This window comes from Xenorhabdus hominickii, assembly GCF_002632725.1.
In the GTDB taxonomy this organism is placed as follows: domain Bacteria; phylum Pseudomonadota; class Gammaproteobacteria; order Enterobacterales; family Enterobacteriaceae; genus Xenorhabdus; species Xenorhabdus hominickii.
The window spans coordinates 162751-189126 of record NZ_NJAI01000008.1 but is presented as its reverse complement, the minus strand read 5'-3'; the positions used below and the strand labels follow the sequence as shown (position 1 = coordinate 189126).

Here is a 26376-nt window from a genome sequence, read left to right as displayed (position 1 = left end):
GCAGGAAATAAGTAAAATTAACAAGTTACCTAAAGGTGGGATTTCTCACCTTTAACTCCTGCATGGTGCAGGCATCCTTCCGTTTCAAACGGAGCGATTGAATACCGATCAACTTGGTTCACTGCCGTCATTTGAAATCGCAGCAGTGTACTTATTTAACTTTATTCCGGGGAAACTAACTGTAGGGATTCCCTCAACTTAAGGAGTCACCGATTTGGGAGGCTTCTCTTCTTTGCTGAACATGACGGCTACGAGACTTATTTGGAAAATTCCAAAAAAGGTCGTCCGTGAGCCGAAAATCCTAATCAACCTGAACTCTGTTTAAGAAAGGAAAGACAATATGGAAGCCAAGTTTTTATCGCTTTGGGATAATATTATGTTAAGACAACATTTTTTATAGAAGCGGTTAATGACCTTTATTTTTTTATTTCATGAAAACTCCACCATATCCCAAATTTTTTCTCTCTTTTTTCTTTGTACAAAACGGAATACTTTTGAAGTATTTTGTAGAATGCCTTCATTGGGCCAAATTCTGCGAAGGTCATAAACATTACCCCTTCATCTGTCAGATAGTTACGATACTGGCTAAGAAGAGTTTCTCCGTAACTTGATATGGTATGCCCTGAAAGGCTTTTTTCTGACCAAGATTCAGGAGAAATTGGCCCATTAGCAAATATATAATCATATTTACCTTCGACAGACTCAAAGAGATTACTATTCATAAAATGGATGTCAGTAATCTTATTCAGATAAGCATTATTTTTGGCATGGTATAATATATGGTCATCGACATCTGTTGCTATTATCAAAGATGCGTCATTAAGGGCAGAATAAATGGCAAGAACACCACTGCCAGTTCCTATATCAAGAACTTTTTTTCCCATGAAATTGTGATGCTTAATATTTTTTATAAGTAATGGTGTAGAATGCGTTTGTAATGGGGATGGAAGGAATGCTTGAGGAATAACAGATAACTTAACCCCTGCTAGTGTTATTTCCACAGGGATTCCATTATTCATTCTTAATCTTTCCTGCTCCAACCACCATTTTATATAATTTTTGCTATTCTTATTCATAGTAAGCTCTTTTTGTTAAGATTATTTTCAATTATTAAGAATAGATATAGTCGAGAGTTTTTTATTTCACATGCTCCGCCATACAAAGATTGGTGTTTATCACTTCATTATAATAAAAACTAATGACTAATAGAGATCTGTAAAGGTCAAAACAGTTTCATTTCAAATGGTGGGAATATGCTGGAAATTTGTTTGCAATCTTTGCACGTTACTGTTTCTGTGGCTAAGTCTGTCTTTTGGGATATTGCTGCCACCAAGTCTATCAATATGCTGCTAATTGCCGCTATTACAGATTTTGTTATGGGAGGCTCTTCCTCGTTAGGGTAGGTTAAAATAGCTCTGTACGTTTAACGTATTAACCTGTAGTCGAGGTCCTCACTTTGGCTCAGTTCCAATCGGACAAATTTTTGGCTGATCGCGCCAATTGGGGTTTGAAAGCCCATTTAAGTGGGAATGCCCACTTTGACGATAACTCATTGAAATATAGTCAAGCTGCATATTTGCAGTCTGCTTATAATTTGAGCGCCACTCACAAACTTTGCACAACTCTTTAAGAGGTGCGCACAAAAGAGTGAGCCAGAAACGGGGGGGGTGTCGCCAAATAAAAACAATAAAATCAATAAGTTTAACCATTTTGTCCAGTACATAAATTAACCGTTGGAATTTCCGCAATGGTTGGGTCAAAGTGACGGTCTCGGACAAATCAATGAGTTAATCAACTATAGAGGAAATCCCTATGGTTGCCGCAAGGTGTGATATCCCACCTTGAGTACGCAATACCTTTTTTTGTGTAGGTACCTCACATGTTACAGGGTGGAATTATGCCATATAGTGATAGTAGCTTCCTCTCCCACTGTTCCACAATTTCCCGCTTTTCTTTCAGGTAGTCATAACGGTCATAGTGTTTAGTTGAGACGCCGGGCTTTTTATGGTTCTGCAACCTATCCCTCATTTCAGAACTGATCCCCATTTCCCCAGCAAGTGTTTTAAATGTCCGTCTAATATCCCTTGGTGTAAATTTCTCAAAGTCATAACGAATGAAAAACTTGCGTATTTGCTTAGCATATTCAGCCGCTAGCAAGTGACCTTCTTTTGTTTCTCCGGGAAACAAAAATTCCGAGTTTGGGTATTGAGTGGCTTGTTGCTTTAATATTTTGGTGGCAGATTTACATAATGGGATTACGTGATAGTCACCGTTTTTTGAGATGTGAGGTGGCACAGTCAACGTATTATTCTTTTTATCCCAGCTGTCTTTTGTATTGGTCATAATTTCCCAAGGGCGCTGACCGCCTGTGAAAATGCAGAGCAACAACAAACGCCCGTAATCTGGGTTGATTGGACACGCAGCCGGAGAAACTTGGAATAGATCCAAAATCGACTTCATTTCATCCCACGACAGAAATCTATCCAATGCCTTATCAGCACCTTCTTGTCGCGGAACGACAGTTACGGGATTCCTATCAAGCCCATAAATAACTTTCTCGTTTAGCTTGGCGGGGTCATTGTCAGCAAATAGACCAAAATTGAATACAGCATGAAGATTTGCGCGCACCTTATTTGAACCAGCAACAGCACCGCGCGATATGAATTCAGCAAGCACTCTCTTAATGTGGTCTGGGGTAATATCTTTTGCGGGGGTATTTCTATCAATGTACTGACTATTTAATACTTGATTTAGCCTGTATTCGGTTTTGTCGTATGACCGCTTTCCTCGGCGTTTTTGGTCAGTGATATAATCTTTAAATAGTTGCTCAATTGTAGCGTGTTTTATTATGGCTTTTTCTGGGGCTGAAATGTTAGCAGCAGCATCTTGTGATTTAGATAATGCCCCTGCCAAGGAAACGGCGGGAAAGTCACCTAAGTTAATAAACTTCTCTTTTCCGTTATTGAAATAGCGATAGACAAAAACCTTTCTTCCTGATGGATATGTTTTAACCCCTAACCTACCAGTTCCTCGTGTTGCTGATGCTTGCCATGTATAATAGGCTGATTTTTTGGGTTTCAAGCCGCGGATTTTGCTATCGGTCAATAAGGTGCTAGCCATTGGAAATGCTCCTCATAACAGGTCAAGTAACGGGTCAAGTTATGATGAAATGATATGAAACCATATGAAACAGCGCAAGCTATAAAATTCATTTTAAATCATAATAATGAAACTATATGAAACCAGAGGAAACCACCTGAAAACAATAGTTTTTGCCCTTCTAAGCCGTAGGTCACAGGTTCGAATCCTGTAGGGCGTACCATCCATTCATATCGTAACGTCTTCCGAAGTCTACAAAATCCCAATAAATACGCAGTATTGGCCTTTTTCCGTTCTCCTATAGTCTAGTAAGGTATGTTGAAATCTCCGATCTTATAGGGGTATATTTAGGGGTACGTTCAGGTTCAATGAAGTGAGATACCCCCATGAAGCTAACAGCCCGACAGGTGGACACTGCAAAGCCGAAAGAAAAACCCTACAAACTTGCAGATGGTGGCGGACTATATCTATTGGTTAACCCTAATGGCTCTCGCTATTGGCGGTTAAAGTATCGGATCGCAGGCAAAGAAAAATTGCTCGCATTAGGGGTATATCCTGAAATCTCCCTTGCCGAAGCACGAACCAAGAGAAATGATGCGCGGCGGACGTTATCGGATGGTAATGATCCGATAGAAGAAAAGAGAGCAGAAAAGGCAGCCAAAGTATTTGCGGTCAGCAATAGTTTTGAGTCTATCGCTATTGAATGGCACGAATATAAATGCCCTAATTGGTCACAAGGGTATGCCGAAGACATTCTAGAATATCTGAAAAAAGACATCTTCCCGTATATTGGTAAACGTGCTGTTACCGAGATTAAACCTGCTGAAATGCTGGCTGTGCTGCGAAAAATGGAGCAACGCGGCGTTTTGGATAAATTGAAAAAAACCAGACAGGCCTGTCGGCAAATTTTCACTTACGCTGTTATTACCGGACGGGCAGAATTCAATCCTGTTACTGATCTTGCCAGCGCACTCAAAGCTCCCAAGCAAAAACACTTCCCACACCTTTTAGCCGACCAGATGAATGATTTCCTCACCGCCTTGAGTGGCTATAGTGGCAGTCAAGTGACGCAATCAGCGACCCGTATGCTGATGCTGACCGGAGTACGCACCATTGAGCTGAGAGAATCGGAATGGACTGAATTCGATTTCGATAACGATCTCTGGTAAATCCCTGCCGAACGAATGAAAATGCGCCGCCCTCACATCGTCCCACTATCAAATCAGGTTAAAGCCATTCTTATTAAACTGCATTCTATTACAGGGCGAGGGAAATACGTTTTCCCCGGCCGTAATGATGCGGGTAAACCGATGAGTGAGGCTGCTATCAATCAGGTTATTAAGCGTATTGGCTATGATGGCAGGGCAACAGGTCACGGTTTCCGCCATACCATGAGTACCATCCTGCATGAACAAGGCTATAACACAGCTTGGATTGAAACTCAGCTTGCTCATGTTGACAAGAACAGCATCCGTGGTACTTACAACCACGCTCAATATCTGGATGGTCGCCGGGAAATGCTGCAATGGTATGCGGATCATATGGAGATGCTGGAACGAGGCGAAAATGTGCTGATTGGAAAATTTGGCAAAAGGGCGTAAATATATGATGATTTTTTGCGCAAGTGTGCTCGTGGCACACGAGCTTGTTTTTTATACACAATGCCAATTAAAAGCCAAAATTTCCTGAAAAAATAAATTCAACAAATCGGAAAAACAATTAACGCTGTTCATTTAGTCTTGATTTTTAAATAATCCGCCTGTCATCAAACAACGTCCACGGTGAGCGCTCAAGGACTCGGTAACAGGAGAAAAAATATGACAATGACAGCGTCGAAGGAAAACCTTATTCGTTTGCCGGAAGTTCAACGCAGAACGGGTTATAGCAAAGCGTGGATTTATAAACTGATTAGTGCCGGAGAATTCCCGAAACAAGTCAAACTCGGCTCCCGCTCCGTCGCCTTTGTTGAATCAGAAATTGATAACTGGATTGCGCAGCGGATCGCGGAATCGCGAGCGGCATAACAGATAAAAGCACATGACATAAGAAACGTAATATAAAAAAACAACGCCCCAGTGTGGTGACACACATCTGAGGCGTCTGACCAACAACCGTTATACGGAGTAACGATGATGGCTGATATACAGCATACTCAAACTCGCCCTAAATTTACATCTTCAGATATCACAGGCAACCAAAAACCGCTTGACCTGATCCAGACCGTGAAAAAATCCGCTATGTACCATTGGGAAAATCTGCTGTCTGCTTGTGGCATCGATATCCCGGCAAAGGGAAAACATGGTGCTTGTCCTGTCTGCGGCGGTACTGACCGCTTTCACTTTATTGATGATCACCATCATGGCAACTGGCATTGCCGCCAGTGTGATTATCCAAACTATGGTGATGGACTGGATTTAGTGGCAAGAACCAAAGGAGTTTCCATCACTGAGGCAGCAAAAATCATTGCAGGCGTACTGGCATTGCCTTTGCCAGAACCCAAGCCCGCCAGAGAAACCATTCAAACTACGCAGTCAATTGCCGAAAAAGTTGCATCACTAATGGCGCAAACTGTCGCTGGTCAATCGCCCTATCTGGCTGCAAAAGGGCTGGATTTTCCTAATCAGCGGCTATTGCTCAATAATTCGACTTTGTTGGCACTGACAACACTGGATAAAAAAGTAACAGGTGCGCAGATTATCACACCCAATGGAGAGAAAAAATTACTGTCTGGCAGCCAGAAAAAAGGTGCATTTATTTCTGTCTCAGAACTGGAAGATCATCCCGATACAGTGCTCATTACCGAAGGTTACGCCACAGCGCTCACAGCTAACTTGCTCTATAAGGGTACTGTTCTGGCAGCATTGGATGCAGGTAATTTGTATTCTGTCGCTAAAGCGATTCGGGAACGTTGGTCAGACACAAAAATTATTTTGGCAGCAGATAATGACTGGCATCATCCCGACGAACTGGATAAGTGCGGCAAACTCAAAGTAAATATCGGCAAGATTTCAGCAGAAAAAGCAGCTCTTGCGGTTAAGGGTTGGGTCACGTTACCACCGACAGAGTACACAGCCGACTGGGACGATTACCGACAAAAATACGGTGTGGAAAAGGCAAAACTGGCCTTTGCTCAAGGGCTTTATCAGCCCACACCAACAAAGAAAAAAGCAACCACTCAGCCCAATGATATCGAGTATTCAAAACTGACATTATGCCAGATGGGAGCCAGCCAGCGCGGAGAGGTGTTACTGGCACGTTATAACGTTGATTTAGCATTGGATGGCGCTTCAGAAACCGTGCATCACTATGACGGCATTGTCTGGCTTCCGGTCAGTGACCGCGATTTAAAGCGGGAAATGGTGGCAGCCTTTATGGAAGAAAAGTTACCGTACTCACCGCATGGTATCAGCTCTGCCGTGGATGCCCTGAAATTGCAGCTTCCCATGATGCAGCCGCCAGAACGTCATTTAATCGGATTCAGCAACTGCGTGTTTGACCTGAAAACATGCCAGTTCCGGCCTCATCGTAAAAGTGACTGGTTGCTACTGGCGAATGATGTTGCGTTTAACTCCCCTGTTTCGGGGGAAACCCTGCAAGATCATGCGCCACAGTTCTGGCGCTGGCTCAATCGGGCAACCGCTAACAGTGAGAACAAATTTGAGCGCGTATTGGCAGCCCTGTTTATGGTGCTGGCGAACCGTTACGACTGGCAGTTGTTTCTGGAAATCACCGGTGCTGGAGGCAGTGGCAAAAGCATCTTTGCTGAAATATGTTCAATGCTGGCAGGCAAAGGCAACACGGTTTCTGCGAGTATGGCCGCGCTGGAAAACCCACGGGAACGGGCGCTGATTGTGGGATATTCGTTGATTATCCTGCCGGATCAGACTCGCTATGTGGGCGATGGCTCCGGCATCAAAGCCATTACAGGCGGGGATGAAGTGGCTATCGACCCGAAGCATAAACAACCTTATTCAACCCGCATTCCTGCCGTGGTCTTGGCGGTAAACAATAATGCCATGAGTTTCAGTGATCGCAGTGGTGGTGTATCGCGGCGTCGAGTGATTTTTAACTTTTCCGAAGTTGTGCCGGAAAATGAACGTGATCCACTTCTACGGGAGAAGATTGCAGCAGAATTGCCTGTAATTATTCGGCATCTGTTGTATCGGTTTGCTGATCCACAGGCTGCGAGGCGTTTACTGGCAGAGCAACAAAAGTCCGCAGAAGCACTGGATATCAAACGTGGCACAGATCCGCTGGTCGATTTTTGTGGCTACCTGATTGCGTCTAATGAAGCTGACGGCCTGTTAATCGGTAATGCGGAGATTGTGCCGTTCAATCCCCGTAAGTACCTTTATCACGCCTATCTTGCTTATATGAAAGGCAACAATCTGAATAAACCCGTTTCCGTGACCCGTTTTGGTATGGATATGCCGGGCGCACTGGCAGAGTATGGGCAGCATTACCTGCGTAAGAAAAGCAAATATGGCATTCGCAGTAATCTGAGCCTGAATATTGACACTGCCATTGAGTGGATGCCAAAACTGACAAGGAATGACCTGCCAGAAGAATAATTTTTTCTTTATTACAGATATTTTTCTAAGAAATATAAAAAAGTGTTCACTACGGTTCACCTTGTAATTTAAACCAGTTATATCAATATATTATAGGGTGAATAGTTATTTTTAAACTATTCACAAGTCTTCACCACTATTCACCTTTTCCTGATTTGAAGGTGAACGGTGGGTGAAGAGTGGTGATGAGTCTGATTTCAAGTTAGCACCATTTAACAATATGAATTTAAATGAAAATATTCAACGGTGAATAGGGTGAACAGTTTTATCTCTAATTCTTTAACAGGGAGGGGCTTTGGAAAATGTTTTTTCTGGCTGGAATAGTGTTTTTCAAAATCTCTGATTTGTCTGGTTAATGTATTAGCCGGACAAACCAGAGAAGACAAGCGCAGCGCGTCAGTGTAATTTTAATCTATTGTGTTACGTGAAATTTGAATGATGTAATTAACTGATTTTATTTAAGAGGAGAAGTTAATCACAATTTCCCTGCTGAACTTTTATTCATGGTTGTATGTAAAAACAATTCTATTATATTCTGCCCATATTGTACTAAAAGCATGCAACAATAGTTTTATTGTGAAATTATTTTTACCATTCAGGCAGTAAATAAGGATTGATACACCAAAAGATTACGGAGAGCCAAAATGAGCAGGGTAATAGATAAAATCAATCAACTACTTGATCGCTCAGGTTTAATATTCACACTGATTACGGAAAATTTACCAGAACAAACTTTCGCTGTTGTCGATTTTTCACTGAATGAAGCGCTATCAACCCCTTTTCGGCTGGAAGTGACACTGACTTGTCAGACTGCTGACATTAACTTCGCCGATGTTTTGGATAGCAGCGCCGCTTTTGCTGTACACCGTAACGGGCGAATTGAACGGCAAGTCACGGGCATGGTGACACATTTTTCACTGCAATCAACCGGGCGCCATCAAAGCCACTACCATATCACCCTTCAACCTCCTTTATGGCGTGCATCATTACGGGTCAATAGCCGGATTTTCCAAAATCAGTCCGTTGTGGATATTGTGGAAAGCCTGCTCAGAGAAAATGGGGTACGAAACTTTTTCTTTGCGCTTGGTTACAAACATCCACCACGGGAATTCTGTGTTCAGTACGATGAAAGCGATCTGGCATTTATCCAGCGCTTACTGGCTGATGAGGGCATTTTTTACTATTTCACTTTCGATCAGGATCAGCACGAGCAACGCATTGTGTTTCACGACTCCTGCCTGTCTCTTAATCAGGTGATTACCGTCCCCTACCGCCCGGAAACCGATGTGACGGGAGAAACAACCTGTGTCCGCCAATTTAGCTGGTCAGAACGCGTTGGTGTGGCTAATATCACGACCAAAGACAGGACTTTTAAAAACCCACGCTGGAACCGGGAATTCTGGTATGAAGGGCGTAATCTTGACAATCAGCGAATACTGAACAGCTATCATTATTATGATTTTCCCAGCCGCTATAAAGATGATGAGTTAGGACAACGGGCAAGCCAGTATCGTCTGGAATACCTGCGCCGGGACACTCAGCTTGGTAACGGTCAGGGGGACTGTTTTGCCATGTGGCCGGGGCAGTTATTTAACCTGATGGATCACCCTAGAGAGGTTTTTAATGACCAATGGCAGTTAATTCAGATAACCCATTCGGGTCAACAGCCACAAGCCGATGAAACCCAGTCAGGCGGTAGCGGTACATGGCTGTCTAACCAATTTACTTTCACCACACGAAAAAACTCTTACCGACCTTCCCCCTATCCGAAACCCCAAATGGAAGGGCCGCATATTGCCACGGTTGTTGGGCCGGAAGGCGAAGAAATTTTCTGTGACGAACACGGGCGGGTCCGTATCCAGTTTGACTGGGATCGGTACGGTGAATTTAATGACCGCAGTTCTTGCTGGGTACGGGTCAGTCAGGCGTGGGCAGGGCAATTAATGGGTATGATTGCCATTCCACGTATTGGGCACGAAGTTTTGGTGGATTTTGTCCACGGCGACCCCGATCAACCGATTATTGTCGGACGAGCCTACCATGCCAACAACATCCCGCCAAACCGCCTGCCAATGGCAAAAACCCAGATGTCGATCCGCTCAAAAACCCATAAAGGTGAAGGATTTAACGAATTACGCTTTGAAGATGAAAAAGATCGCGAAGAAGTCTTTATTCATGCTCAAAAAAACCTCGCCATTCAGGTACGTAATTCACGCGGGGAACGCATTAACTATGACCGCACAACCAGCATTGGTCATGACGATGAACTGGTGATAGCCAATAACCGCAAGGTGACCGTAGAAGGTCAACAGGATCATAAAACCACGGGCAATTATATTGAGCAGATTGACGGTGACCGCTCATTACAGCTCAAAGGCGATCTGGCTGAAAAAATCCAGGGGGTAGTCAGTGTGGATGCACAGGGCGATCTTACCCTGCAAAGTGGCAGCAAAATCACATTAAATGTCGGTGGAAATTTTGTTGTGCTTCACGCGGGCGGGATTGATATTAAAGGCGCGGCGATTAACCTGAACTCCGGTGGCAGCCCCGGCGATTTACTGGCACCAGCTAACCCCGCCATTCTGCTGGCCGCAGCAAGCGAAGGCTCCATGTTTGTCGCCCACTGCCCAATGAAAGAGAAGGAGAAGCCCGAATGAGTCAGGAAAAACTCTACGCCATTATTGATGGTGCGGCGGAATCTGATCTGTTTTTGATGCTGGAACGTTATGACCCGCCTTCCGCCTGTCTTTATGGTGAGCCTCTCCAGCCAGAACTGGTGGAAATCGCACCTTATCTGGTACAGGTCACGGAAGAGGTTAAAATCTGGCTGGAGTGTCGCAGAACCCCGTGGGGAATTTTCGTCCACAGTGCAGCAGACATGAAGACCGTGCGCCAGCATTTACGAAAATACCTGCAAGTTCTGCTTCCACAACAGGAAAAACCGGTCTTTTTCCGTTTTTATGATCCGCGTAATATCTGGGATTTTCTCGGTGTATTGAGTGACTGGGAGCTGCATTGTTTTTTAGGGCCGATCACATGGATAACAACACTGTACCTCGAAGAAGAGCGCACGGATAACTTTGTGAAAATCAGAGAGCCTTTTCCTGTTGGTGCAACCAGCAAGCGCAAAATGCTCGCTATCACAGAAATTCAGCTAGAGAAGATACAAGCCATTTTCATAGAACGCTACATTGAAAAATTAGCCGGATTCATTCCTGAATGGCTGGAAAAAGCTGATTTTGATTTTATCCCTCATATCGACACGGTGGAATGCGCCCGGCAGTTTTTTGACTGGTTCGGTCAAAACGGTATTACGGACGACCGTAATGTTCGTGGGCTGCTCCAGCTTTTCATCATCCGACATTATCTCACCATCGATGATTTGCCCGCAGCTCTATATGCCCAATTAACCGAATACAGCCAGCCGGGGCATATGCGAGCGGAAAGTGTATTAATTCAAGAAATGGGTCAGGTGCCTCTTTAACCAAAACAGGGAACAACAAGATGGGTAATGCAGTTAAAGTGGGTGATATTGGTACAAAGCACGGTAATTGTCCTGCAACCCCGGTTATTGCAGGTGCCAGTACCGTTAAAGTTGATGGTGTCTATCTCGCACGGCAAGGTGATGCACTGGCTTCTCATTCGTCACATTCACGGGCAATAGCCGGAGGTTCCTGCTCCGTATTTATTGAGGGAAAACCTGCTGCCAGAACGGGAGATGCGGTGGATTGTGGCGGTGTCGTGATTGGTGGTGGCAGTGTGAATATTGGTTAAGGAGATAAAAAATGACGTCAACAAAGGCAGGTTCAGCAATATGTGGTTGTGATAACCCCGACGATTGCACACATAAAATTGATATAAAATTGGGTGATAAAACTATTAGTTATAAACAGTCTTGGGTTCAAAGGCATTTTTTCTATGTACTTGATTCACCATTGACAACCTTCAAGCATGCTAATGAGTTACCTAAGGAAGAAAAACCAAATGTAGCTGTTGAGTTAAGTTCGATCAGTAAAGGTTGTATCTCACATAACAAAGATTGTCCAATTGGTAACGTATTTGATGAAAAAAATCTGCCCTTCGCTCAATTTTCGCCTAAAAAACCTTATAAAGGAAAACTGGTTTACCACAAATCTAGTAAAGATTTTTTAGAAATTGAAAAAGAGCCATTTTCTGTTTTGGGACGTTTTCTAAAAAAGGATTTTCATACCAATATCGAAAAACAGCATTATGCCATCAGAGTCGATGAATGTTCAGGCAAGCCATTAATAAAAAAAGAATATTCTGGAATAGAAAAAATACTATTCATGATATTAGGCGAAAAAACTGTCCTCAGTTCGAATATTTATTTAGTGACTAAAGAAAAACAGGAGTTCGATCTGGTTTTTAAAGCTAAAAAAGACGTTGAAGAATTCACTGATCAACAAAGAAGAAGGCAACAAATTCAAACTAATAGAGAACGGGGATTAGAGCACAGAAGACACCGTGGCTGGACTCAAGATACAACTCGTTATCAAGTAAAAAATACATTATCTGTAGAGGGGACAATAAAAATTCAAAAGGGTGCAGCTAGTCGTACATGGACGCATACCTTGCAAAAAGAATTTAAGAAGAATAAAAACGAGATAGGACCAATAGAAGCATGTGTGCAAGGCATTGGTAAAATAACGAATGTTTTATCAGTAGGGCATGATAGTGACAAGTTCAAGATCTTAAAAGTGGATCTTATATATCCTTCAATTAAGCTTCATGGTGAATATGAACTTTCTCACAATAATGACTTTCAATTCTATTCCAAATTTGGTGCAGATATAGCAGCAGCACCTTTAATTGGCTTGGAGTTACGCGCTGATGTTCTTCAAATAGTAGCTGCTTATTTTAAAGCAGAAAGAGCACTTTCTGCACTTCGTGAAGCAGGACAAGTTTACGAAGAAAAAGTTAAAAAAGGTGAAAATGGGGCATTTGTCGGTGCGCAGTTGGATCTCGTTTTAACAGGAGAGTTGAATGTTAAATTTGGCTGGGAATCTGATGATAAGGGAGACTGGTCATTCAAAAAAGATAATATATTAGAAACTGGATTTGCTATTAAAGCTGACACTAATATTCGTGGTGGTGTAAGCTATTATGCTATCTATGGATATGTAGATGCGACCGCTAAAGCAGAGGCAAAACTACTAGCTGCACTGGAGTCAAAACCCAAAAGTCTTGATTTGGTGTTTTATCATGATGGAATTAAAGCAATGGTAGATTTGAGTTTTGCTTTTGGTATAGCAAAAGAAGAGTCGATTGAAGATGATAAAATTAAAACAACTGCAAATATAGAGAAAAAAGGAGGAACAGCGCGTGAATGGGTATTTCAAAAACCCCTTTCTAAAGATAAATCGTCCTATCGGATTTCTTTGGGGTAGTCTCTTATTTTGTTCTTATATGTTACTTAGTAACTCTGCATCAGGAAAATCAAATATGGAATATAAATATTTGCTGTCATTAAATACACATCAGAGCCTCTGTGTAGTACGCATTAACGGCATGACAGCTATGGATAATTTAGACTCTCCAAATGGGACTCAATCCAGTGGAATAAACTCAACTGCTTTTTTAGAGAATGGCTCCAATTCGATAGAGTTACTATTTGGAAGTCGATCGTTTGAAGAAGACCTAAAACCTGAATCTCGATGTGAAGTAACATTAAAAAAAGTGTCGGCTTATGATAAAAACGATGAAGTTATTAGTCGTATCAAATTAATGGTTGATAAAGATGGTAACCCCGTAACTGAAGAATCACTCAAAAATATCCCTAATAAAGAAGCTGGCTTTGATTTTACTGGAATGTCTAAAATACCAGCAGAAGAGGGTTTATTTTCTGCTAAAAAAAATTATTCAATTAGTGGATTACCAGAGTGGATGTGGACAAAAGCCCGGCCAGTCACAGAAAAAGATTTGCCAATGATAAAATCTTTTTATCAGGACATAATTAACTTATTTGCTCAAAAAGAACTCGATAGAATCTGGAATATAAGTAAACCAGCGTGGGAAGAATGGGCTATTGCTGATAACAATAATGGTAAATTTTTTTTCCATTCGATGAGATTTGAAGATAAAATCGATAGTGATAAATATACAGTTAGAACAATGCCTGAATGGAAAAAATTCAAATTAGTTAGTTATAATAATGGTCGTCTATTTCGCTTGGAGGTTGGTGCCCATGGCCGGTCACCTATATTGTTTGATAATAAAATTACCGGTAATACTGCGACTTACAGTCCTTACCTGTCAATTATAAATGGTAAAATTGTTATAGCTAGATAATTAATTTTTAGGGTTAACCAGTTGTTTTTTGACTTGGTTAACCAAATGATAATTAAGTAAATGTATTTCTTAACGGAGATATTTAAAATAACATTCTCACCAAGCTCATTATATTAAAAACAACATAATAAGATACATTGAAAAATAAAAATACATATAACAAAATTTATCTTTATGATATTTAATCATTTTCACTCCATAAGCGAAAAAATATAATAAATTAATTACTTGTGGTTTAAATTATACCAAAGCAATGACATGAAAATTATAGAAGCATGTAAAAAAATGAAATGTTTAAAATGAGTAATAAGTATGAGCATAACCTATACCGTGAATTTGATTATGCACTATGTGATATGTAAGGAAGAGTTGGCATAAATGGAAAAATATGGAATTTCCATATAAATGGTGGGGTATAACCATTCTTGAAAAGAAGAAGGATATTATTTATCTAGGTTGTAACTCGAAAAAATGTGATCCTTTCTTTATTTTTCCTTTCGGTGACTGAAATCTATAGTAATAATAGTTGATAAAATAATCAATCTTCATTGCTATAACTAAAAAAATCAGTTAGTCTAGATCGGTTAAAGGCGCTTTTTAGCGACTATAAAAACTCCTGTAGCCTGAAAGGGAGAGCAAAATTGCGGTACATCTGCGCACTTTTGGAAGCAGATATTGTCAAACATAAACCCCTTGTTTGACGATGAAAGTCTCTTAAACTAAAAAAGACCTCAGAAAGGTGTTTTTATCTTGTCACCCAAGTGTATTGAACATTGGGTCATGCACTTATTTTTCATACCAACATCAGACTCTGCCTCCGTTTGGCTTTGGCCTTATGAGCGATGTTTTGATCCTATTTCATGTCATAAACACCGCGTGGATTTCACGCATTTGGTTCATATTTTTACTGTCTCTGCTTGAATGATTCAGCGGACAAATTTTCTACACACAAACAATTAACCCATCGCTACCGTTTGACATCGAGCCTTGCGGAGTTTTTCAACGCTCGCACGATTTTTACTGGCTGTTTGCCGAATTTAAGGCGTCACTTTTGGCTGGTTTATCGCTGAAAGTGACGCCGCAGCCAAAGAACCACACAACTCTTACAGGCATAGGCCTGCTTCACCCCGCAGTGAATCTGACACTGCATTTTTAGATTGAAAAAGGAGAACTTGACGATATCGAGGCTGGCTTTTTTGCCGGTGGGGATGACCTGTTTATACAGGCGGCAGTACTGCGTACTCAACCGATACCCCGCAATACCTCAACCTGCGTTCACTCTGGCGCACAGATATCCGTCAAGGGCAAGGCAGATACTTTTTGTTTTGCCGCATTGTCGCGCGCCAGAGATCGTAGGTTGTCAGATATTAGTAAGGGGAAGCTAATGAGCCGATTGATTAAGGAATTAAAATTTTTTGCCCGGAAAGGTGGAGGCAGTCATAAGACCTGCCACGACCGTATTCGGATCACCGGGCGTTTGGGTGCGCTGTTATTGAGCTTGAATATTCAGGTGAAAAGTCTTAAGAATTTGAAAGCCAAACATGTAGAACAGTATGTTGATGCGCGCTTATCTCAGAGGATTGCCAAACGAACGATGCAAAATGAAATGTCCGCATTGCGTAATATCTTCCGCATGGCTGGCCGGGAAAAATTGGAAACTTCGCCCCGTTTAAGTAATCAAGCATTGGGATTAAGCGGAACCAGCCGTGCTGGAACAAAACAAGCGATCCCTGATGCCACGTTTCAGATGGTTTATCAGAAAGCACTTAAACGCGATGCCGGATTTGCCGCCACACTGAAACTCGCCCGCTTACTGGGATTACGCTCTCAGGAAGCAGTGCAATGCAGTGCTTCATTGAAAAGCTGGAGTAAACAGTTGGATCAATCAGAGCCGAAACTGCATATTGTCTTCGGTACAAAAGGCGGCCGACCAAGACAAACCCGTGTATTGGATGTTACAGCGGTAAAAGAGGCTGTCGAGCAGGCCATTGCTATTGCAGAACAACAAGGTGGCAGGTTGATTGATAAACACGATCTCAGGCAGGCCATGAATTACTGGCGGACACATACTACAAGGATTGGTTTAACAGGCCGCCATTCTCCTCATAGTTTGCGTTATGCGTGGGCGCAGGATGCGCTGAGTTTTTATCAACAGAGTGGTTTTAGCCGTCAGGAAGCAAGAGCACTGGTTTCAATGGATTTGGGACACGGTGATGGTCGCGGGCGTTATGTAGAACGTGTTTATAGTTGTTAAACTTAGTCGTTCAGTTATTGAGTCCGATAAAACAATCAGTTAAAGTATTCCTGCCATTGGCACAATCCAATGGTCAAGGCGTCGCGGCCTTGTGTAACTATACACTGGTAGGAAGTTTCTACCAGTGCGCCTGTTATCACCTTTTCAATGGTGGTTCAGGCAGGGAAGGCTTCGGCCTTGCCGGTCATAGTTACCCGGTCCGCGAACCCTGTCTGAATCGCCACCATCAATATTAATTAATGGAAGGGGTAACAGGAATGAATAACAACATTAGAAATGACTGGCATCAAGCCGATATCATTGCTGCATTACGTAAGCGTGGTACAACCTTAGCGGCGGTTTCCCGTGAAGCGGGACTCAGTTCATCGACACTGGCAAATGCATTTAGTAGACCGTGGCCGAAAGGCGAATGGATCATCGCAGATTATCTTGGCATACATCCTTCTGAAATTTGGCCGAGCCGTTATTTTGATCAACGTGGTCAATTGATGGAGCGTAAGGTTCGTAAGATATCATAAAAATGGCTAGAGTTTATTTTGATTGAGATAATGAGAAGATAACTGCAATGGATATCTTCTCTTCCAGCGAGAATATTTGTAACTACTATTTCTATAAACTGTGCCAAAACAGTTATCATGTTGTGCAATATTCCCTAATTAAAACGGACACTCTATAATTAAATTAAGCGATAGGTTAAACCTGTCTTAAGGAATGTCCGATGGAAAATATTGAAATTGTCACTGGCGAACATCGCCGTTGTCGTTATTCAACCGAAGAGAAGGCTAAATTGGTTGCCATGACCCACTTATGAGCACTTGCTCACACCCTTGGGTATTTTTTAGAGAAATGAATACAACCACAAGCAGGTTCTCTATAGCAACATTGGTATAAGATGCGAGACCACCATCAAAATGAGATAATCATCACATTGCAGGCAATTAAAGTTAAATCTATTGATGTTATAATAATAAAATCTTTATGGAGTTTTCTTTCTCCCCCTTCGCAAGGAGTCATCAGTGGGTGAAGAACGTAGGAATATAAACAATAATACACATATTGTCTTATTTGATGAGGTTAGTGGCCTTTGCCCAAAATGTTCTAAGCCTTTGATGGCACAGAATGGCAAAAGAAAAACCAAGATATATGAAATAGCACACATATATCCTTTTTCGCCTCGACCAGAGGAAAAGGAACTTTTAAAAAATGAAAAGATTATCAGCGATGATGTTGATAGTGAAGATAATTTAATTGCCTTGTGTAGAGATTGTCATAAATTGTTCGATAACCCAAGAACAGTTGAAGGCTATCAGGAAATGTATTCTATTAAGAAGCAATTGAGACAGGCAGCTCAAATCAAAAATAGGCAATATAATTTCAAGATTGAGGAAGACATAAAAGAGATAATTGAAAAACTTTCAACTCTTGAAATGAGTGAGGATTCACAATTGTCCTACAATGCGATGAGAGTAGATGAGAAAATTCGACCCGAATCAGGTCCAGTTTTAAAAATTAAAATAAAGTCGCAGGTTGCTTATTTTTATACTGAAATTAAAAAGTTATTCCAACAGTTGGATCAACGAGTTCCGAACACATCTGAAATTATATTTAATGAAGTTAAAACGTATTATCTAACCTTGAAAAGAGATAATCTATCACAATCTGAAATATTTGATCACTTAGTTAATTGGATAAAAACTAACACTAAAGAAACTAACAGTGAAGCTGCTGAAGTATTAGTGTGTTTTTTTATTCAAAATTGCGAGGTTTACTCATGATTACACCAAGTAAATCTATTTCAATTCAGGATTCAATATTATTTAAGATGACAACGATTCTGGAAGCTGAATTTGATGAAATAAAGATTACAGACTTACACAAAAAAATATTAAACAAATTTTCCTCACTGGACGAGTTTATTTATTCTCTTGATTTATTGTTTATTTTAGAGAAGATCACATTAAACCCAGATAATGGGACAATAATAAAATGCTAAAACTATATATTGTGAAAAACTAATCAGAAAAGAACTTTCCTTTAGAGAAGGTTTGAACGCTGTCTTAGGTCCTAAGAATGGAGCTAACTCCATAGGTAAATCATCGGTATTGATGTTGATTGATTTTGTTTTTGGTGGTGATGATTTTATCTCTTTATGTAAGGATGTTATTTCTCAAGTTGGTCATCTCAAAGTTGACTTCTCTTTCGAATTTAACGGCATTTCATATAATTTCATAAGACATACCGAAAATCATAATAGTGTAACATTTAAAAACAAAGGAGAAACTTCCGAGTGGAAAATTGAAGAATTTAGAAATTTTTTAGCTGAAAAATATGGTTTTTCATCAAACGATCCATCATTAAGAAATTTAATTTCCAGATTTTCAAGAGTTTGGGGAAAAGACAACTATAATCCAAATAAGCCCCTTCACCTTTTCCCAAGCGAGGGGTATGCTTCTGTAAAAGAGTTTCTCATAAGATCATTCGGATATTATAGTTTAATTGAAGAAATTGAACAAAAAAATCCGAAAATGAATTGAAAAGAAAAAATATAGATACGGCTTTCAAGCAAGGCTTCGTTAAAAAAGTAAATTTAAAAGAATATAAGCAAGCAAAACAAGATATGAATAACATTGATAACAAGATTGATGTTATAAAAAAAATTTAGACCTTTACGCAACGAATATAAAAGCTATTCTTGATGAAAAAAGTTTAATGTTAGCTTTTGATAAAGACAAATATCTCAAAGAAAAAAATTCTATTGAAAGTAAATTATTTAGAATCGAAGAAAATATATCGAATACTAAACCAATACCAAAAAAGTATTTTAGAAAAGTTGTTGATTTCTTTCCAAATGTTAATATTGAAAAACTAAATGAGGTAGAAGGTTTTCATTCTTCGATATCTAAAATATTGAGTGATGAATTAAAACAGGAAAAGGAACGTCTTATGTTCCAGTTAAATGAAGTTGATAAGGAAATTAGTTTAATCGATATTAAAATTAAGGAGATAGCAGCATCAGTAGATAAACCTGATGAGATTATTGATGAAGTTTTGTCTTTATCTATAAAGAAAAAAGAAGTTGAAGATACTGTTAACTACAGAGAACTCCAAGATGATCTCAAAAGCTATAAAAGAAGAACTGAAAGAAAAAACAGAAGAGATTCTGTCAAAGATTGCTAAGGGTTTGAATGATAATCTCAAATTATTTAACACAAAATTCTATGGCCCAGATAGAATACCTCCCCAGTTAATTCTTAATGACACAAATTATTTCTTTGAACATCATTCTGACTCAGGCACTGGTAAATCTTATGCAAACATGCTGGCATTGGATGTAAGTTTCTTATACATAACCAAACTGCCTATAGTAATTGAAGATTCAATCGTTTTCAAAAACATTGAAGTTGCAGCAATTGAAAAAATAATTAGCACATTAAAAGACATTGACAAACAAGTATTTATATCTTTGGATCAGTTAAATGTTTATAGTGAAAAGACAAGATCAACATTGCGAAAGGCCGGTTTTATTCGGATAAGCCGGAAATATCCAGCCTTTAAGATTTCATGGAATATTGAATCCAATAGAATATAATCATATTTTTAAAATGGCTGTCAATTGAAAATTTGATAGCCATATTATTCAATTATGAATAAATTCCCATCAATAATTGAAATCTATCCTAATTCAGAAGCATTTTCCTACTGATATTAACCTCAGTAAAGAAAAATATAAAACAGGCTTGGGTATAACATAGTTATATCTATTGTTAGTTGATATTATTATATTTTATATATATAAACTATCTTGAAAATTATAATTGATATAGATACATGAAATATTATGTTTTATATTGACTATCTTGGAGTTGTTATTGCATTTTTTGCATCATTAATTCCATTGATGATATTTTTGCAATAAATGGCTTGTTCTCAATAGTGCCAGCCAAACAAAAATTAGGCAAACAGCAGCAAAATAATATGGGGGTATCATAGGGGGTATGGTAGAAAATTGAACTAAATAAAATCATTTAAAAACAATGCTATAAATAATTTTATCGAATCCCTGTAGGAATTTAAAATCAATGAGTTACCTCTATTTTTTAACCGCTATTTTTCCTGCTTGGGACGAATTTGGGACACCTCCGCCAAAAAGCAGGTCAATTTGTCGCGCATGTTCGGTCAGATGATTCGGTGCTAAGTGTGCATATCTTCTAACCATTTCGATTGACTCCCAGCCGCCCATTTCCTGCAAAATTGATAATGGAACACCTGATTGCACTAACCAGCTAGCCCAAGTGTGTCTCAAATCATGAAAACGAAAATCTTCGATTCCTGCTCGTCTTAACGCTGCATTCCATGCTGTATTATCATCAACACGCATCTTTCTCACATTAGGCAGAGCCATTCCGTTTGGACTGATTGATGATTTCGTATGAACGAAAACCCATTTGTTATGGCTTCCTATCTGATCCCGTAACACCCTGCAAGCTGTTTCATTTAGGGCTACCCCTATAGCCCTGGATGATTTGCTTTGATCTGGGTGTATCCATGCAACCTGTCTTTGCATATCAATTTGTGACCACTCCAGATTAATAATATTTGAGCGTCTCAACCCTGTAGCCAGCGCAAACTTAACGACTGACTGAAGTGGTTCGGGACATTCATCAACTAATCTCTGCGCTTCATGAGGCTCCAACCATCTGACTCGTTTTTCCCTGACGGTTGGGACTTTAATCACAGGGGCTTTCTCTAACCATTTCCAATCTCTTTCGGCTGCTCTTAATAGAGCCTTAATCAAAGCTAAGTGCTTTGCCTTGGTCGCTACCGATACTGAGACTTCTTTATAGGCAGGGATCTCGTGTCCTTTTTTCTTGGCTGCCTGAACCTGACTTTCCCAGCGCTCCTTTGCCTTGTGGTTTTTCATCTTGCTAACCGCCGTGTAAATGCTGGCTTCGGTAATATCTTTTAATCTCACTCCGCTGAAGTATTCCAGCCAGAACGCCATACGCCCTTTATCATCATCCAGTGATTTTTTATCGGCCTTTTCCTCAATCCAACGTAAACAGGCTTCATCAAACGTCACATCAGGAAAATCACCCAGCCGTTCTATGCGCCATAATTCGGCCTTTCTTCGATCGTGCAATTCCTGAGCTTGCCTCTTGTCCGTTGTTCCAAGCGATTCCTTAATTCTTTTGCCGCTTGGTGTCGTGTAGTTCCCGTACCATGTATTTCCTCTACGGAAGATTGACATTTTTTATCTCCTTTTTCTGCCACATCTACCGTGCTCACAGGCACAGTTTGGATCGAATTGTTAAGGGCTGCAATACATGCCGCGTATGTAAATAAATAAGGGGATCGGGGTCTGGCGGGATCTTTCTTGTTGTAGGCTATTTTACCTATAGCGCACCAATGGGATAATGTATCGACATTAATGCCGATAAAGTCAGCCGCCTGCTTTCTGGTAAGACTGGCTTTTTTCTTATTCTTATGATTAGCAACGAGCCTCATTTTATTTCTCTCCGAATAATTTACACATTTTGCATACAATAAACCTGCACAAATTAAGCGCTTAATTTCATGATTAAGTCGTTTATTTTTATTTCAGGCAATCCATTGCTGTTATTTTCCTTGCATTCATGAATGTGTTAATTATCAATGATGGTAGTTTTTATTTCCGGGGCTGAAAATTGAGTAAAAGGCAATATATCCACTAAATTCATATACCGTCCTCGCCGCTGATAGAGTGCATAACCGTAATCGACAATCAGTTCTAAATGATAGCAAGGCACTGGCTCGGTATGTTTTGGGCTGACCCGATACGTCGCTAAGATATGATGTTTAAATTCATCGTTATTCTTTATATCCATGCCGTGATGCTGGGTTTTGTCCTGATGATATTGATCTGCCAAAAAGGTGATATGTGTTGTTCCTGCATGCAGGCTGTTTTTTTGTGTGATATTGGCAACAATCCCTTTAATGTTGATAGCTTTTTTTTGTTGTGTTGCCGGTTTTTTGATGATGGCAGAAATGAAGGTACGCATAAATCCTCTCGTTTATTAGGGTAGTGATTATTCCTATCACTTTGATGCCGCTAACATTATCACTTAAATTTCATCAGATCCATACCAAAAGTGATATAAATCAAATTTTTTAATTATCTTATTGATATCAAATAATTTTAATTTGATATCATTTGAATGGTATGGAGTTTTTAAGGGGATGATGATTTCAATGGAGTTAAAGATACTGCATTAAAAACAGTATCTTATCGTAAATTCAGGCAGGGTTTGGTGGTGTTCGAGTGGGAGGGAAGAATGTTATCGTTTTCGCTTCATATTCCGAAATAAATACACAATCACCCCGACGATTTCTATGTCAGGAGTGAGGGTTATCAAGGGAATACGTGAGTCATCCACAGATAAAAATCCGACAGTTCCCCCTTGTTTATAACGATAAACGGAATAATGTTCTCCGATGCGGGCATAGACTAAATCATCATTGGCGATCTCTTCCTGTGTATCCACCACGATCACCGTCCCTTCTGGCGCTTCAGCACAGCCGGTATTTTGGGTGATGCGATAAGCCCGACAGGATTCAAACGCGGTTTGCTGTTCAGAAAAGGCCGGCATCATGAAGTACTCCGGGGTTTCTTGTTCTGCTTCATAAATTTTTACCGGTGCATAACGGTTGTCATTCCTGACAGCAAAATCAGTATCACCGGACTGCGATTTATGACCACTGCCATCACTCAGCCACTCCGGGCGAACGTCAAGCGCCTTGGCCAAATCAACGAGCCGGCCTGTTTTGGTCGCGTTCCCGGAGAGTAATTTCCATATCATGGATTGCGCCATGCCGGCTTTTTTGGCTAGAGAGGATTGGGTTAGACCTTTATCTGCCATGGCTTCTTTTAATCTATCAGCAAGAGTCATAAGTGCCTCATGAGGGGGTTATTTTTGTATTGCTATCCTGAATTATCGGTTGCTTATTCTATCTCTAGAGTGATATCTTTACAAACACTCCTATAGTGATATATATTGACTGTTAGTGATATTGTTATTGCGGTCGTGTTGGAGAAGGGAAAAATGAAAAACAGTGTGATAAAAAAAGTGATAGATATCGCAGGCAGTCAGGCCAAATTGGCTCAGGTGCTGGGGTGTGCGCAATCGCTTATCAGTGCATGGTTGTACGGAAAAAAACGGGTTTCGGTATCACGGGTCCCCGATATTGTGGTTTTTTCAAACGGAGCGGTTCAGGCGCATGAATTGCGTCCTGATCTGCCTACCGTTTTACCGCCGCCTGAAACTAAAACTTCTCAATAAATTCTAGCCGGGACTGAATATGCGGGGTGTTTTGAACATAGGAATGAGATTTAACATACGGTAACAGGGAGAAATGGCATGAGTATGAGTCTGATGGCGAAGGCAATGGCTATCCGGGTGGGGAATCCCCTGAGAAAACTGGTGCTGATTAAGCTGGCCGATAATGCAAATGACAAAGGGGAGTGCTGGCCCTCGTATCAGCATATTGCAGATCACTGTGAATGCAGCAAAAGCGCCGTGCGAAGTCACATTGATGCCCTGATTAAGATGGGCTTGCTGACCAAGGAAAACCGGCTGGGTAATCACAACGGGAAAGGGAATGCCTCGAATGTCTACACCCTGAATTTATCTGCTGGCCCTGTGTTACCTAAAAGCATACCCCCTGTGCCACCGGCTGGCGGCCCTATGCCATCTGCTGACACCCCTGTGCCGCCCAATGGCAGACCCCCTATGCCGTCAGATGGCACCAGAATCAGTCACTCTTTTGAATCAGTCAAGGAATCAGTCAAAGAACCTATAAAACCCCAAGGGACTGGGCAGGAAAAACAGGCAAAAAAATCAGTATTCGATCCCCTGACGGCCAAACCCGAGAATGTCAGTGCCGAAATATGGGCAGATTGGGTGACGTTCCGGCAGGAAATCAGGAAACCCCTGACCGAAACCAGTTGCCGCCAGCAGGCCAAGCAATTGGCAACTTGTCCCAATCCTGACGAGGTAATTTGCACCTCCATTGCCAACAGCTGGCAAGGGTTATTTCCTGACAAGCAGAAATCCGGTTGGCAGCCCCAAGTCAACACCCATAGCGGATTTGAGCACAAGCGTTATGAATCACACGGCGCGAGCTGGACAAAAAATCTTTAAGGAGCAGCAGACGTGATGGAAACAACGGAACCGGGAATATTGAACATCGTCCCCCGCTTTGCGCAGGCCAGCTTTGCCACCTACCAGCCACAGAATCGCAGGGCAGAAACCAATCTGAAAACCTGTCAGGGCTACGTCCAGACGTGGGCGGAACGCAAGCGGGCTGGGGAAGGCATGATCCTGTGCGGGCGTCAGGGCACAGGCAAAACTCACCTTGCCGTCGCCCTCTGCCGTGAAATTGTCGCAGGCGGGGATGAAGCGGTTTTTATCACCACTGCGTCACGCATCATCCGGGCGTTTCGTCGCTCATGGAACAGCGAAGGGGAGATGAGTGAATTTGATACCCTGAAATTTTACAGCGAGCTGGATTTGCTGGTGATTGACGAAATCGGCGTGCAGTACGGCACGGAGTCTGAACGCCATATTCTGTTTGAGGTGCTGAATAATCGCTATGAAGATCTGCTGCCCACCATTCTGATCAGTAATTTGCCCGTGACTGAGCTGGCGCAGTTTTTGGGTGACCGGACGCTGGACCGAGTGCTTCAGGGCGGCACGGTACTGGCCTTTGACTGGGAAAGCTACCGGAGGGAAATCGCATGAATGTCTATGATTTGGAAATGGCCGTCATCAGTGGCTTGTTATCCGGCGGGGCGACACCGGATGCCTACAACGTATTAGCGGTGTTACCGGATGAGGCGTTCAGCTCCGTTCATCTGCGCCGGGTGTACGGCGAAATCAAAAAGCAGGCCCTGAGCAGTGCGATTATCGATCCCTTTTTCATTGCGGATGCGATGGGCGAAGAACGCGGTATTCTGGCTAACTTGCTGGAATTAGCCAAAACGCCGGTCTGGCGGGCCAATTTAAAAGGCTATGCGGAAAAAGTCATGCGTTACTGGCGGGTACGTCAGGTCACTGAGCTGATTAACCGCTACCAGCAAGAGATCCAGGCCTGTGGCAATCACACCCAAGCGGAAGCACTGATTGAGGCATTTGCCTCCCGGTTTAATGGGATATCCCAGAGCGAGAGTAGCTTACAGCCTGTGGTCATCGGTACCTTACTGGACAGGTACGTTGAAACACTGGAGGCGCGCAATCAGGGCAAGACCGGCATGATCCTAACGGGTATTGAGCCGCTGGACGAACTGACCGGCGGATTTAACCCGACTGACCTGATTTTACTGGGCGGACGCCCGGGCATGGGAAAAACGGAACTGGCCCTGTGTATGATTGACGGCATGACCCGCAATGGTGGCGGGGCGTTGTTGTTTTCCATGGAAATGGCAGCGCAACAAATTGCCGAGCGCATGGTGGCGAGTTCGGCGGCGATGCCGGTGTCTAAACTCCGAAACTGTGAACTGTATGATGAGGACTGGGGGCGGATTGGTAATGTACTGGGTTCACTTATCGACCGGGATATTCATGTGCTGGATGCCAGCGACCTGAGTATCGAACAAATTTGCGCTATCAGTGAAACTCATCAGCGTCGCCACCCGAACTTAAAGGGGATTTTCGTCGACTACCTTGGGTTGATTCGAAAACCCCGGGCTGACCGCCATGATTTAGCTGTGGCAGAAATATCGAAGGCACTGAAAGGCTTGGCGAAACGGCTGCATACCCCGGTCACGGCTTTGAGCCAGCTCTCAAGGGAAGTGGATAAGCGCCCTTTGAATCAACGTCGCCCGATAGCGGCTGACTTGCGTGATTCCGGCTCACTGGAGCAGGATGCGGATCGCATCATTTTTACGTATCGAGATGGGGTGTATAACCCACTCAGTTCCGCCAGTCAGTACGCGGAAATTATTCTGGAGAAGAATCGTCACGGGCAAACCGGCACAGTTTATCAGGCATTCAGGCACGGTCATTACCTGCCGACCGATCAGATATCGGCAGCCGAAATTTGCCGCAGGTCGCAACAAGCCCAACAAAAACAACGCCATTATGCCAACAGGGCGCTTTAATCACAGGG

24 protein-coding genes and 1 pseudogene are annotated in these 26376 nt (G+C 41.8%); 20 read left to right on the top strand and 5 right to left on the bottom strand.

All coding sequences use genetic code 11. The features are described from left to right. Positions 1–416 precede the first annotated feature (416 nt). Together Xhom_RS50135 and Xhom_RS50130 are read right to left on the bottom strand one after the other, a co-directional pair. On the bottom strand, positions 417–1076 hold the full coding sequence (locus tag Xhom_RS50135) for a methyltransferase (RefSeq protein WP_069318254.1): 660 nt from the start codon (positions 1074–1076) through the stop codon (positions 417–419). 799 nt (positions 1077–1875) lie between these two features. Continuing rightward, positions 1876–3120, bottom strand: a complete 1245-nt coding sequence (locus Xhom_RS50130; protein ID WP_069318256.1) for a tyrosine-type recombinase/integrase — start codon at positions 3118–3120, stop codon at positions 1876–1878. A 365-nt stretch (positions 3121–3485) separates the two neighbouring features. On the opposite strand from Xhom_RS50130, the pseudogene Xhom_RS50125 reads away from it, so the two are divergent. From Xhom_RS50125 to Xhom_RS50050, 16 genes and pseudogenes are all read left to right on the top strand, one after another. Then, positions 3486–4700, top strand: a pseudogene (locus Xhom_RS50125) (tyrosine-type recombinase/integrase). Between the two features lie 216 nt (positions 4701–4916). After that, the gene (locus Xhom_RS50120; protein ID WP_069318257.1) at positions 4917–5123 is read left to right on the top strand and encodes a helix-turn-helix transcriptional regulator; all 207 of its coding nucleotides are present in this window, start codon (positions 4917–4919) and stop codon (positions 5121–5123) included. 108 nt (positions 5124–5231) lie between these two features. Continuing rightward, positions 5232–7670, top strand: coding sequence for a DUF5906 domain-containing protein (locus Xhom_RS50115; RefSeq protein ID WP_084023376.1), 2439 nt, complete (start codon positions 5232–5234; stop codon positions 7668–7670). 644 nt (positions 7671–8314) lie between these two features. Continuing rightward, on the top strand, positions 8315–10327 hold the full coding sequence (locus tag Xhom_RS50110; protein WP_069318258.1) for a type VI secretion system Vgr family protein: 2013 nt from the start codon (positions 8315–8317) through the stop codon (positions 10325–10327). Further along, a complete protein-coding gene (locus tag Xhom_RS50105) occupies positions 10324–11154 on the top strand; it encodes a DUF4123 domain-containing protein (protein ID WP_069318259.1) in 831 nt (276 codons plus the stop codon). Before Xhom_RS50110 ends, Xhom_RS50105 begins: the two co-directional genes overlap by 4 nt. Positions 11155–11174: 20 nt before the next feature. Then, positions 11175–11444 carry a type VI secretion system PAAR protein gene (locus Xhom_RS50100; protein WP_069318260.1) on the top strand — a complete coding sequence of 90 codons (270 nt, stop codon included), beginning with the start codon at positions 11175–11177 and terminating at the stop codon, positions 11442–11444. A gap of 11 nt (positions 11445–11455) precedes the next feature. Next, positions 11456–13078 carry a hypothetical protein gene (locus tag Xhom_RS50095; protein ID WP_232326189.1) on the top strand — a complete coding sequence of 541 codons (1623 nt, stop codon included), beginning with the start codon at positions 11456–11458 and terminating at the stop codon, positions 13076–13078. 55 nt (positions 13079–13133) lie between these two features. After that, positions 13134–13979 carry a hypothetical protein gene (locus Xhom_RS50090; RefSeq protein WP_069318261.1) on the top strand — a complete coding sequence of 282 codons (846 nt, stop codon included), beginning with the start codon at positions 13134–13136 and terminating at the stop codon, positions 13977–13979. 1384 nt (positions 13980–15363) lie between these two features. Further along, entirely contained in the window at positions 15364–16233 is an 870-nt protein-coding gene (locus tag Xhom_RS50085; protein ID WP_069318262.1) for an integrase domain-containing protein, read from the top strand. Next, positions 16227–16469, top strand: a complete 243-nt coding sequence (locus Xhom_RS50080; protein WP_145957489.1) for a hypothetical protein — start codon at positions 16227–16229, stop codon at positions 16467–16469. Before Xhom_RS50085 ends, Xhom_RS50080 begins: the two co-directional genes overlap by 7 nt. A gap of 21 nt (positions 16470–16490) precedes the next feature. Beyond that, positions 16491–16751, top strand: coding sequence for a helix-turn-helix domain-containing protein (locus tag Xhom_RS50075; protein ID WP_069318263.1), 261 nt, complete (start codon positions 16491–16493; stop codon positions 16749–16751). 498 nt (positions 16752–17249) lie between these two features. Continuing rightward, positions 17250–18008 carry an ABC-three component system protein gene (locus tag Xhom_RS50070; RefSeq protein WP_069318264.1) on the top strand — a complete coding sequence of 253 codons (759 nt, stop codon included), beginning with the start codon at positions 17250–17252 and terminating at the stop codon, positions 18006–18008. After that, on the top strand, positions 18005–18226 hold the full coding sequence (locus tag Xhom_RS50065) for an ABC-three component system middle component 7 (protein ID WP_069318265.1): 222 nt from the start codon (positions 18005–18007) through the stop codon (positions 18224–18226). The genes Xhom_RS50070 and Xhom_RS50065 overlap by 4 nt, the downstream gene beginning before the upstream one ends. 52 nt (positions 18227–18278) lie before the next feature. Continuing rightward, the gene (locus tag Xhom_RS50060) at positions 18279–18767 is read left to right on the top strand and encodes a hypothetical protein (RefSeq protein ID WP_232326191.1); all 489 of its coding nucleotides are present in this window, start codon (positions 18279–18281) and stop codon (positions 18765–18767) included. A 175-nt stretch (positions 18768–18942) separates the two neighbouring features. Next, positions 18943–19410, top strand: coding sequence for a hypothetical protein (locus Xhom_RS50055; protein ID WP_232326193.1), 468 nt, complete (start codon positions 18943–18945; stop codon positions 19408–19410). Further along, entirely contained in the window at positions 19343–19822 is a 480-nt protein-coding gene (locus Xhom_RS50050) for a DUF2326 domain-containing protein (RefSeq protein WP_232326195.1), read from the top strand. The genes Xhom_RS50055 and Xhom_RS50050 overlap by 68 nt, the downstream gene beginning before the upstream one ends. Before the next feature lie 501 nt (positions 19823–20323). Here Xhom_RS50050 and Xhom_RS50045 read toward each other — a convergent pair. The 3 genes from Xhom_RS50045 to Xhom_RS50035 form a co-directional block, all read right to left on the bottom strand. Further along, a complete protein-coding gene (locus tag Xhom_RS50045; RefSeq protein WP_069318266.1) occupies positions 20324–21481 on the bottom strand; it encodes a tyrosine-type recombinase/integrase in 1158 nt (385 codons plus the stop codon). 394 nt (positions 21482–21875) lie between these two features. After that, the gene (locus Xhom_RS50040) at positions 21876–22271 is read right to left on the bottom strand and encodes a hypothetical protein (protein ID WP_069318267.1); all 396 of its coding nucleotides are present in this window, start codon (positions 22269–22271) and stop codon (positions 21876–21878) included. Between the two features lie 276 nt (positions 22272–22547). Further along, positions 22548–23159: a helix-turn-helix domain-containing protein gene (locus Xhom_RS50035; protein ID WP_069318268.1), complete on the bottom strand. Its 612-nt coding sequence runs from the start codon at positions 23157–23159 to the stop codon at positions 22548–22550. A gap of 153 nt (positions 23160–23312) precedes the next feature. On the opposite strand from Xhom_RS50035, the gene Xhom_RS50030 reads away from it, so the two are divergent. From Xhom_RS50030 to Xhom_RS50015, 4 genes are all read left to right on the top strand, one after another. Then, positions 23313–23549, top strand: a complete 237-nt coding sequence (locus tag Xhom_RS50030; protein ID WP_069318269.1) for a transcriptional regulator — start codon at positions 23313–23315, stop codon at positions 23547–23549. A 78-nt stretch (positions 23550–23627) separates the two neighbouring features. Next, entirely contained in the window at positions 23628–24410 is a 783-nt protein-coding gene (locus Xhom_RS50025) for a helix-turn-helix domain-containing protein (RefSeq protein ID WP_069318270.1), read from the top strand. Between the two features lie 174 nt (positions 24411–24584). Then, entirely contained in the window at positions 24585–25010 is a 426-nt protein-coding gene (locus Xhom_RS50020; protein WP_244590803.1) for an ATP-binding protein, read from the top strand. Beyond that, complete coding sequence (locus Xhom_RS50015) at positions 25007–26368, top strand: replicative DNA helicase (protein WP_069318272.1); 1362 nt, start codon at positions 25007–25009, stop codon at positions 26366–26368. Before Xhom_RS50020 ends, Xhom_RS50015 begins: the two co-directional genes overlap by 4 nt. The last annotated feature ends 8 nt before the right edge of the window (positions 26369–26376 follow it).

What these genes read in the sequence shown, in the direction of transcription:
- Xhom_RS50135 (WP_069318254.1), bottom strand. Translation starts at nt 1,076, where the DNA reads ATGAATAAGAATAGCAAAAATTATATAAAATGGTGGTTGGAGCAGGAA.
- Xhom_RS50130 (WP_069318256.1), bottom strand. Translation starts at nt 3,120, where the DNA reads ATGGCTAGCACCTTATTGACCGATAGCAAAATCCGCGGCTTGAAACCC.
- Xhom_RS50120 (WP_069318257.1), top strand. Translation starts at nt 4,917, where the DNA reads ATGACAATGACAGCGTCGAAGGAAAACCTTATTCGTTTGCCGGAAGTT.
- Xhom_RS50115 (WP_084023376.1), top strand. Translation starts at nt 5,232, where the DNA reads ATGGCTGATATACAGCATACTCAAACTCGCCCTAAATTTACATCTTCA.
- Xhom_RS50110 (WP_069318258.1), top strand. Translation starts at nt 8,315, where the DNA reads ATGAGCAGGGTAATAGATAAAATCAATCAACTACTTGATCGCTCAGGT.
- Xhom_RS50105 (WP_069318259.1), top strand. Translation starts at nt 10,324, where the DNA reads ATGAGTCAGGAAAAACTCTACGCCATTATTGATGGTGCGGCGGAATCT.
- Xhom_RS50100 (WP_069318260.1), top strand. Translation starts at nt 11,175, where the DNA reads ATGGGTAATGCAGTTAAAGTGGGTGATATTGGTACAAAGCACGGTAAT.
- Xhom_RS50095 (WP_232326189.1), top strand. Translation starts at nt 11,456, where the DNA reads ATGACGTCAACAAAGGCAGGTTCAGCAATATGTGGTTGTGATAACCCC.
- Xhom_RS50090 (WP_069318261.1), top strand. Translation starts at nt 13,134, where the DNA reads ATGGAATATAAATATTTGCTGTCATTAAATACACATCAGAGCCTCTGT.
- Xhom_RS50085 (WP_069318262.1), top strand. Translation starts at nt 15,364, where the DNA reads ATGAGCCGATTGATTAAGGAATTAAAATTTTTTGCCCGGAAAGGTGGA.
- Xhom_RS50075 (WP_069318263.1), top strand. Translation starts at nt 16,491, where the DNA reads ATGAATAACAACATTAGAAATGACTGGCATCAAGCCGATATCATTGCT.
- Xhom_RS50065 (WP_069318265.1), top strand. Translation starts at nt 18,005, where the DNA reads ATGATTACACCAAGTAAATCTATTTCAATTCAGGATTCAATATTATTT.
- Xhom_RS50055 (WP_232326193.1), top strand. Translation starts at nt 18,943, where the DNA reads ATGTTAGCTTTTGATAAAGACAAATATCTCAAAGAAAAAAATTCTATT.
- Xhom_RS50050 (WP_232326195.1), top strand. Translation starts at nt 19,343, where the DNA reads ATGATCTCAAAAGCTATAAAAGAAGAACTGAAAGAAAAAACAGAAGAG.
- Xhom_RS50045 (WP_069318266.1), bottom strand. Translation starts at nt 21,481, where the DNA reads ATGTCAATCTTCCGTAGAGGAAATACATGGTACGGGAACTACACGACA.
- Xhom_RS50040 (WP_069318267.1), bottom strand. Translation starts at nt 22,271, where the DNA reads ATGCGTACCTTCATTTCTGCCATCATCAAAAAACCGGCAACACAACAA.
- Xhom_RS50035 (WP_069318268.1), bottom strand. Translation starts at nt 23,159, where the DNA reads ATGACTCTTGCTGATAGATTAAAAGAAGCCATGGCAGATAAAGGTCTA.
- Xhom_RS50030 (WP_069318269.1), top strand. Translation starts at nt 23,313, where the DNA reads ATGAAAAACAGTGTGATAAAAAAAGTGATAGATATCGCAGGCAGTCAG.
- Xhom_RS50025 (WP_069318270.1), top strand. Translation starts at nt 23,628, where the DNA reads ATGAGTATGAGTCTGATGGCGAAGGCAATGGCTATCCGGGTGGGGAAT.
- Xhom_RS50020 (WP_244590803.1), top strand. Translation starts at nt 24,585, where the DNA reads ATGATCCTGTGCGGGCGTCAGGGCACAGGCAAAACTCACCTTGCCGTC.
- Xhom_RS50015 (WP_069318272.1), top strand. Translation starts at nt 25,007, where the DNA reads ATGAATGTCTATGATTTGGAAATGGCCGTCATCAGTGGCTTGTTATCC.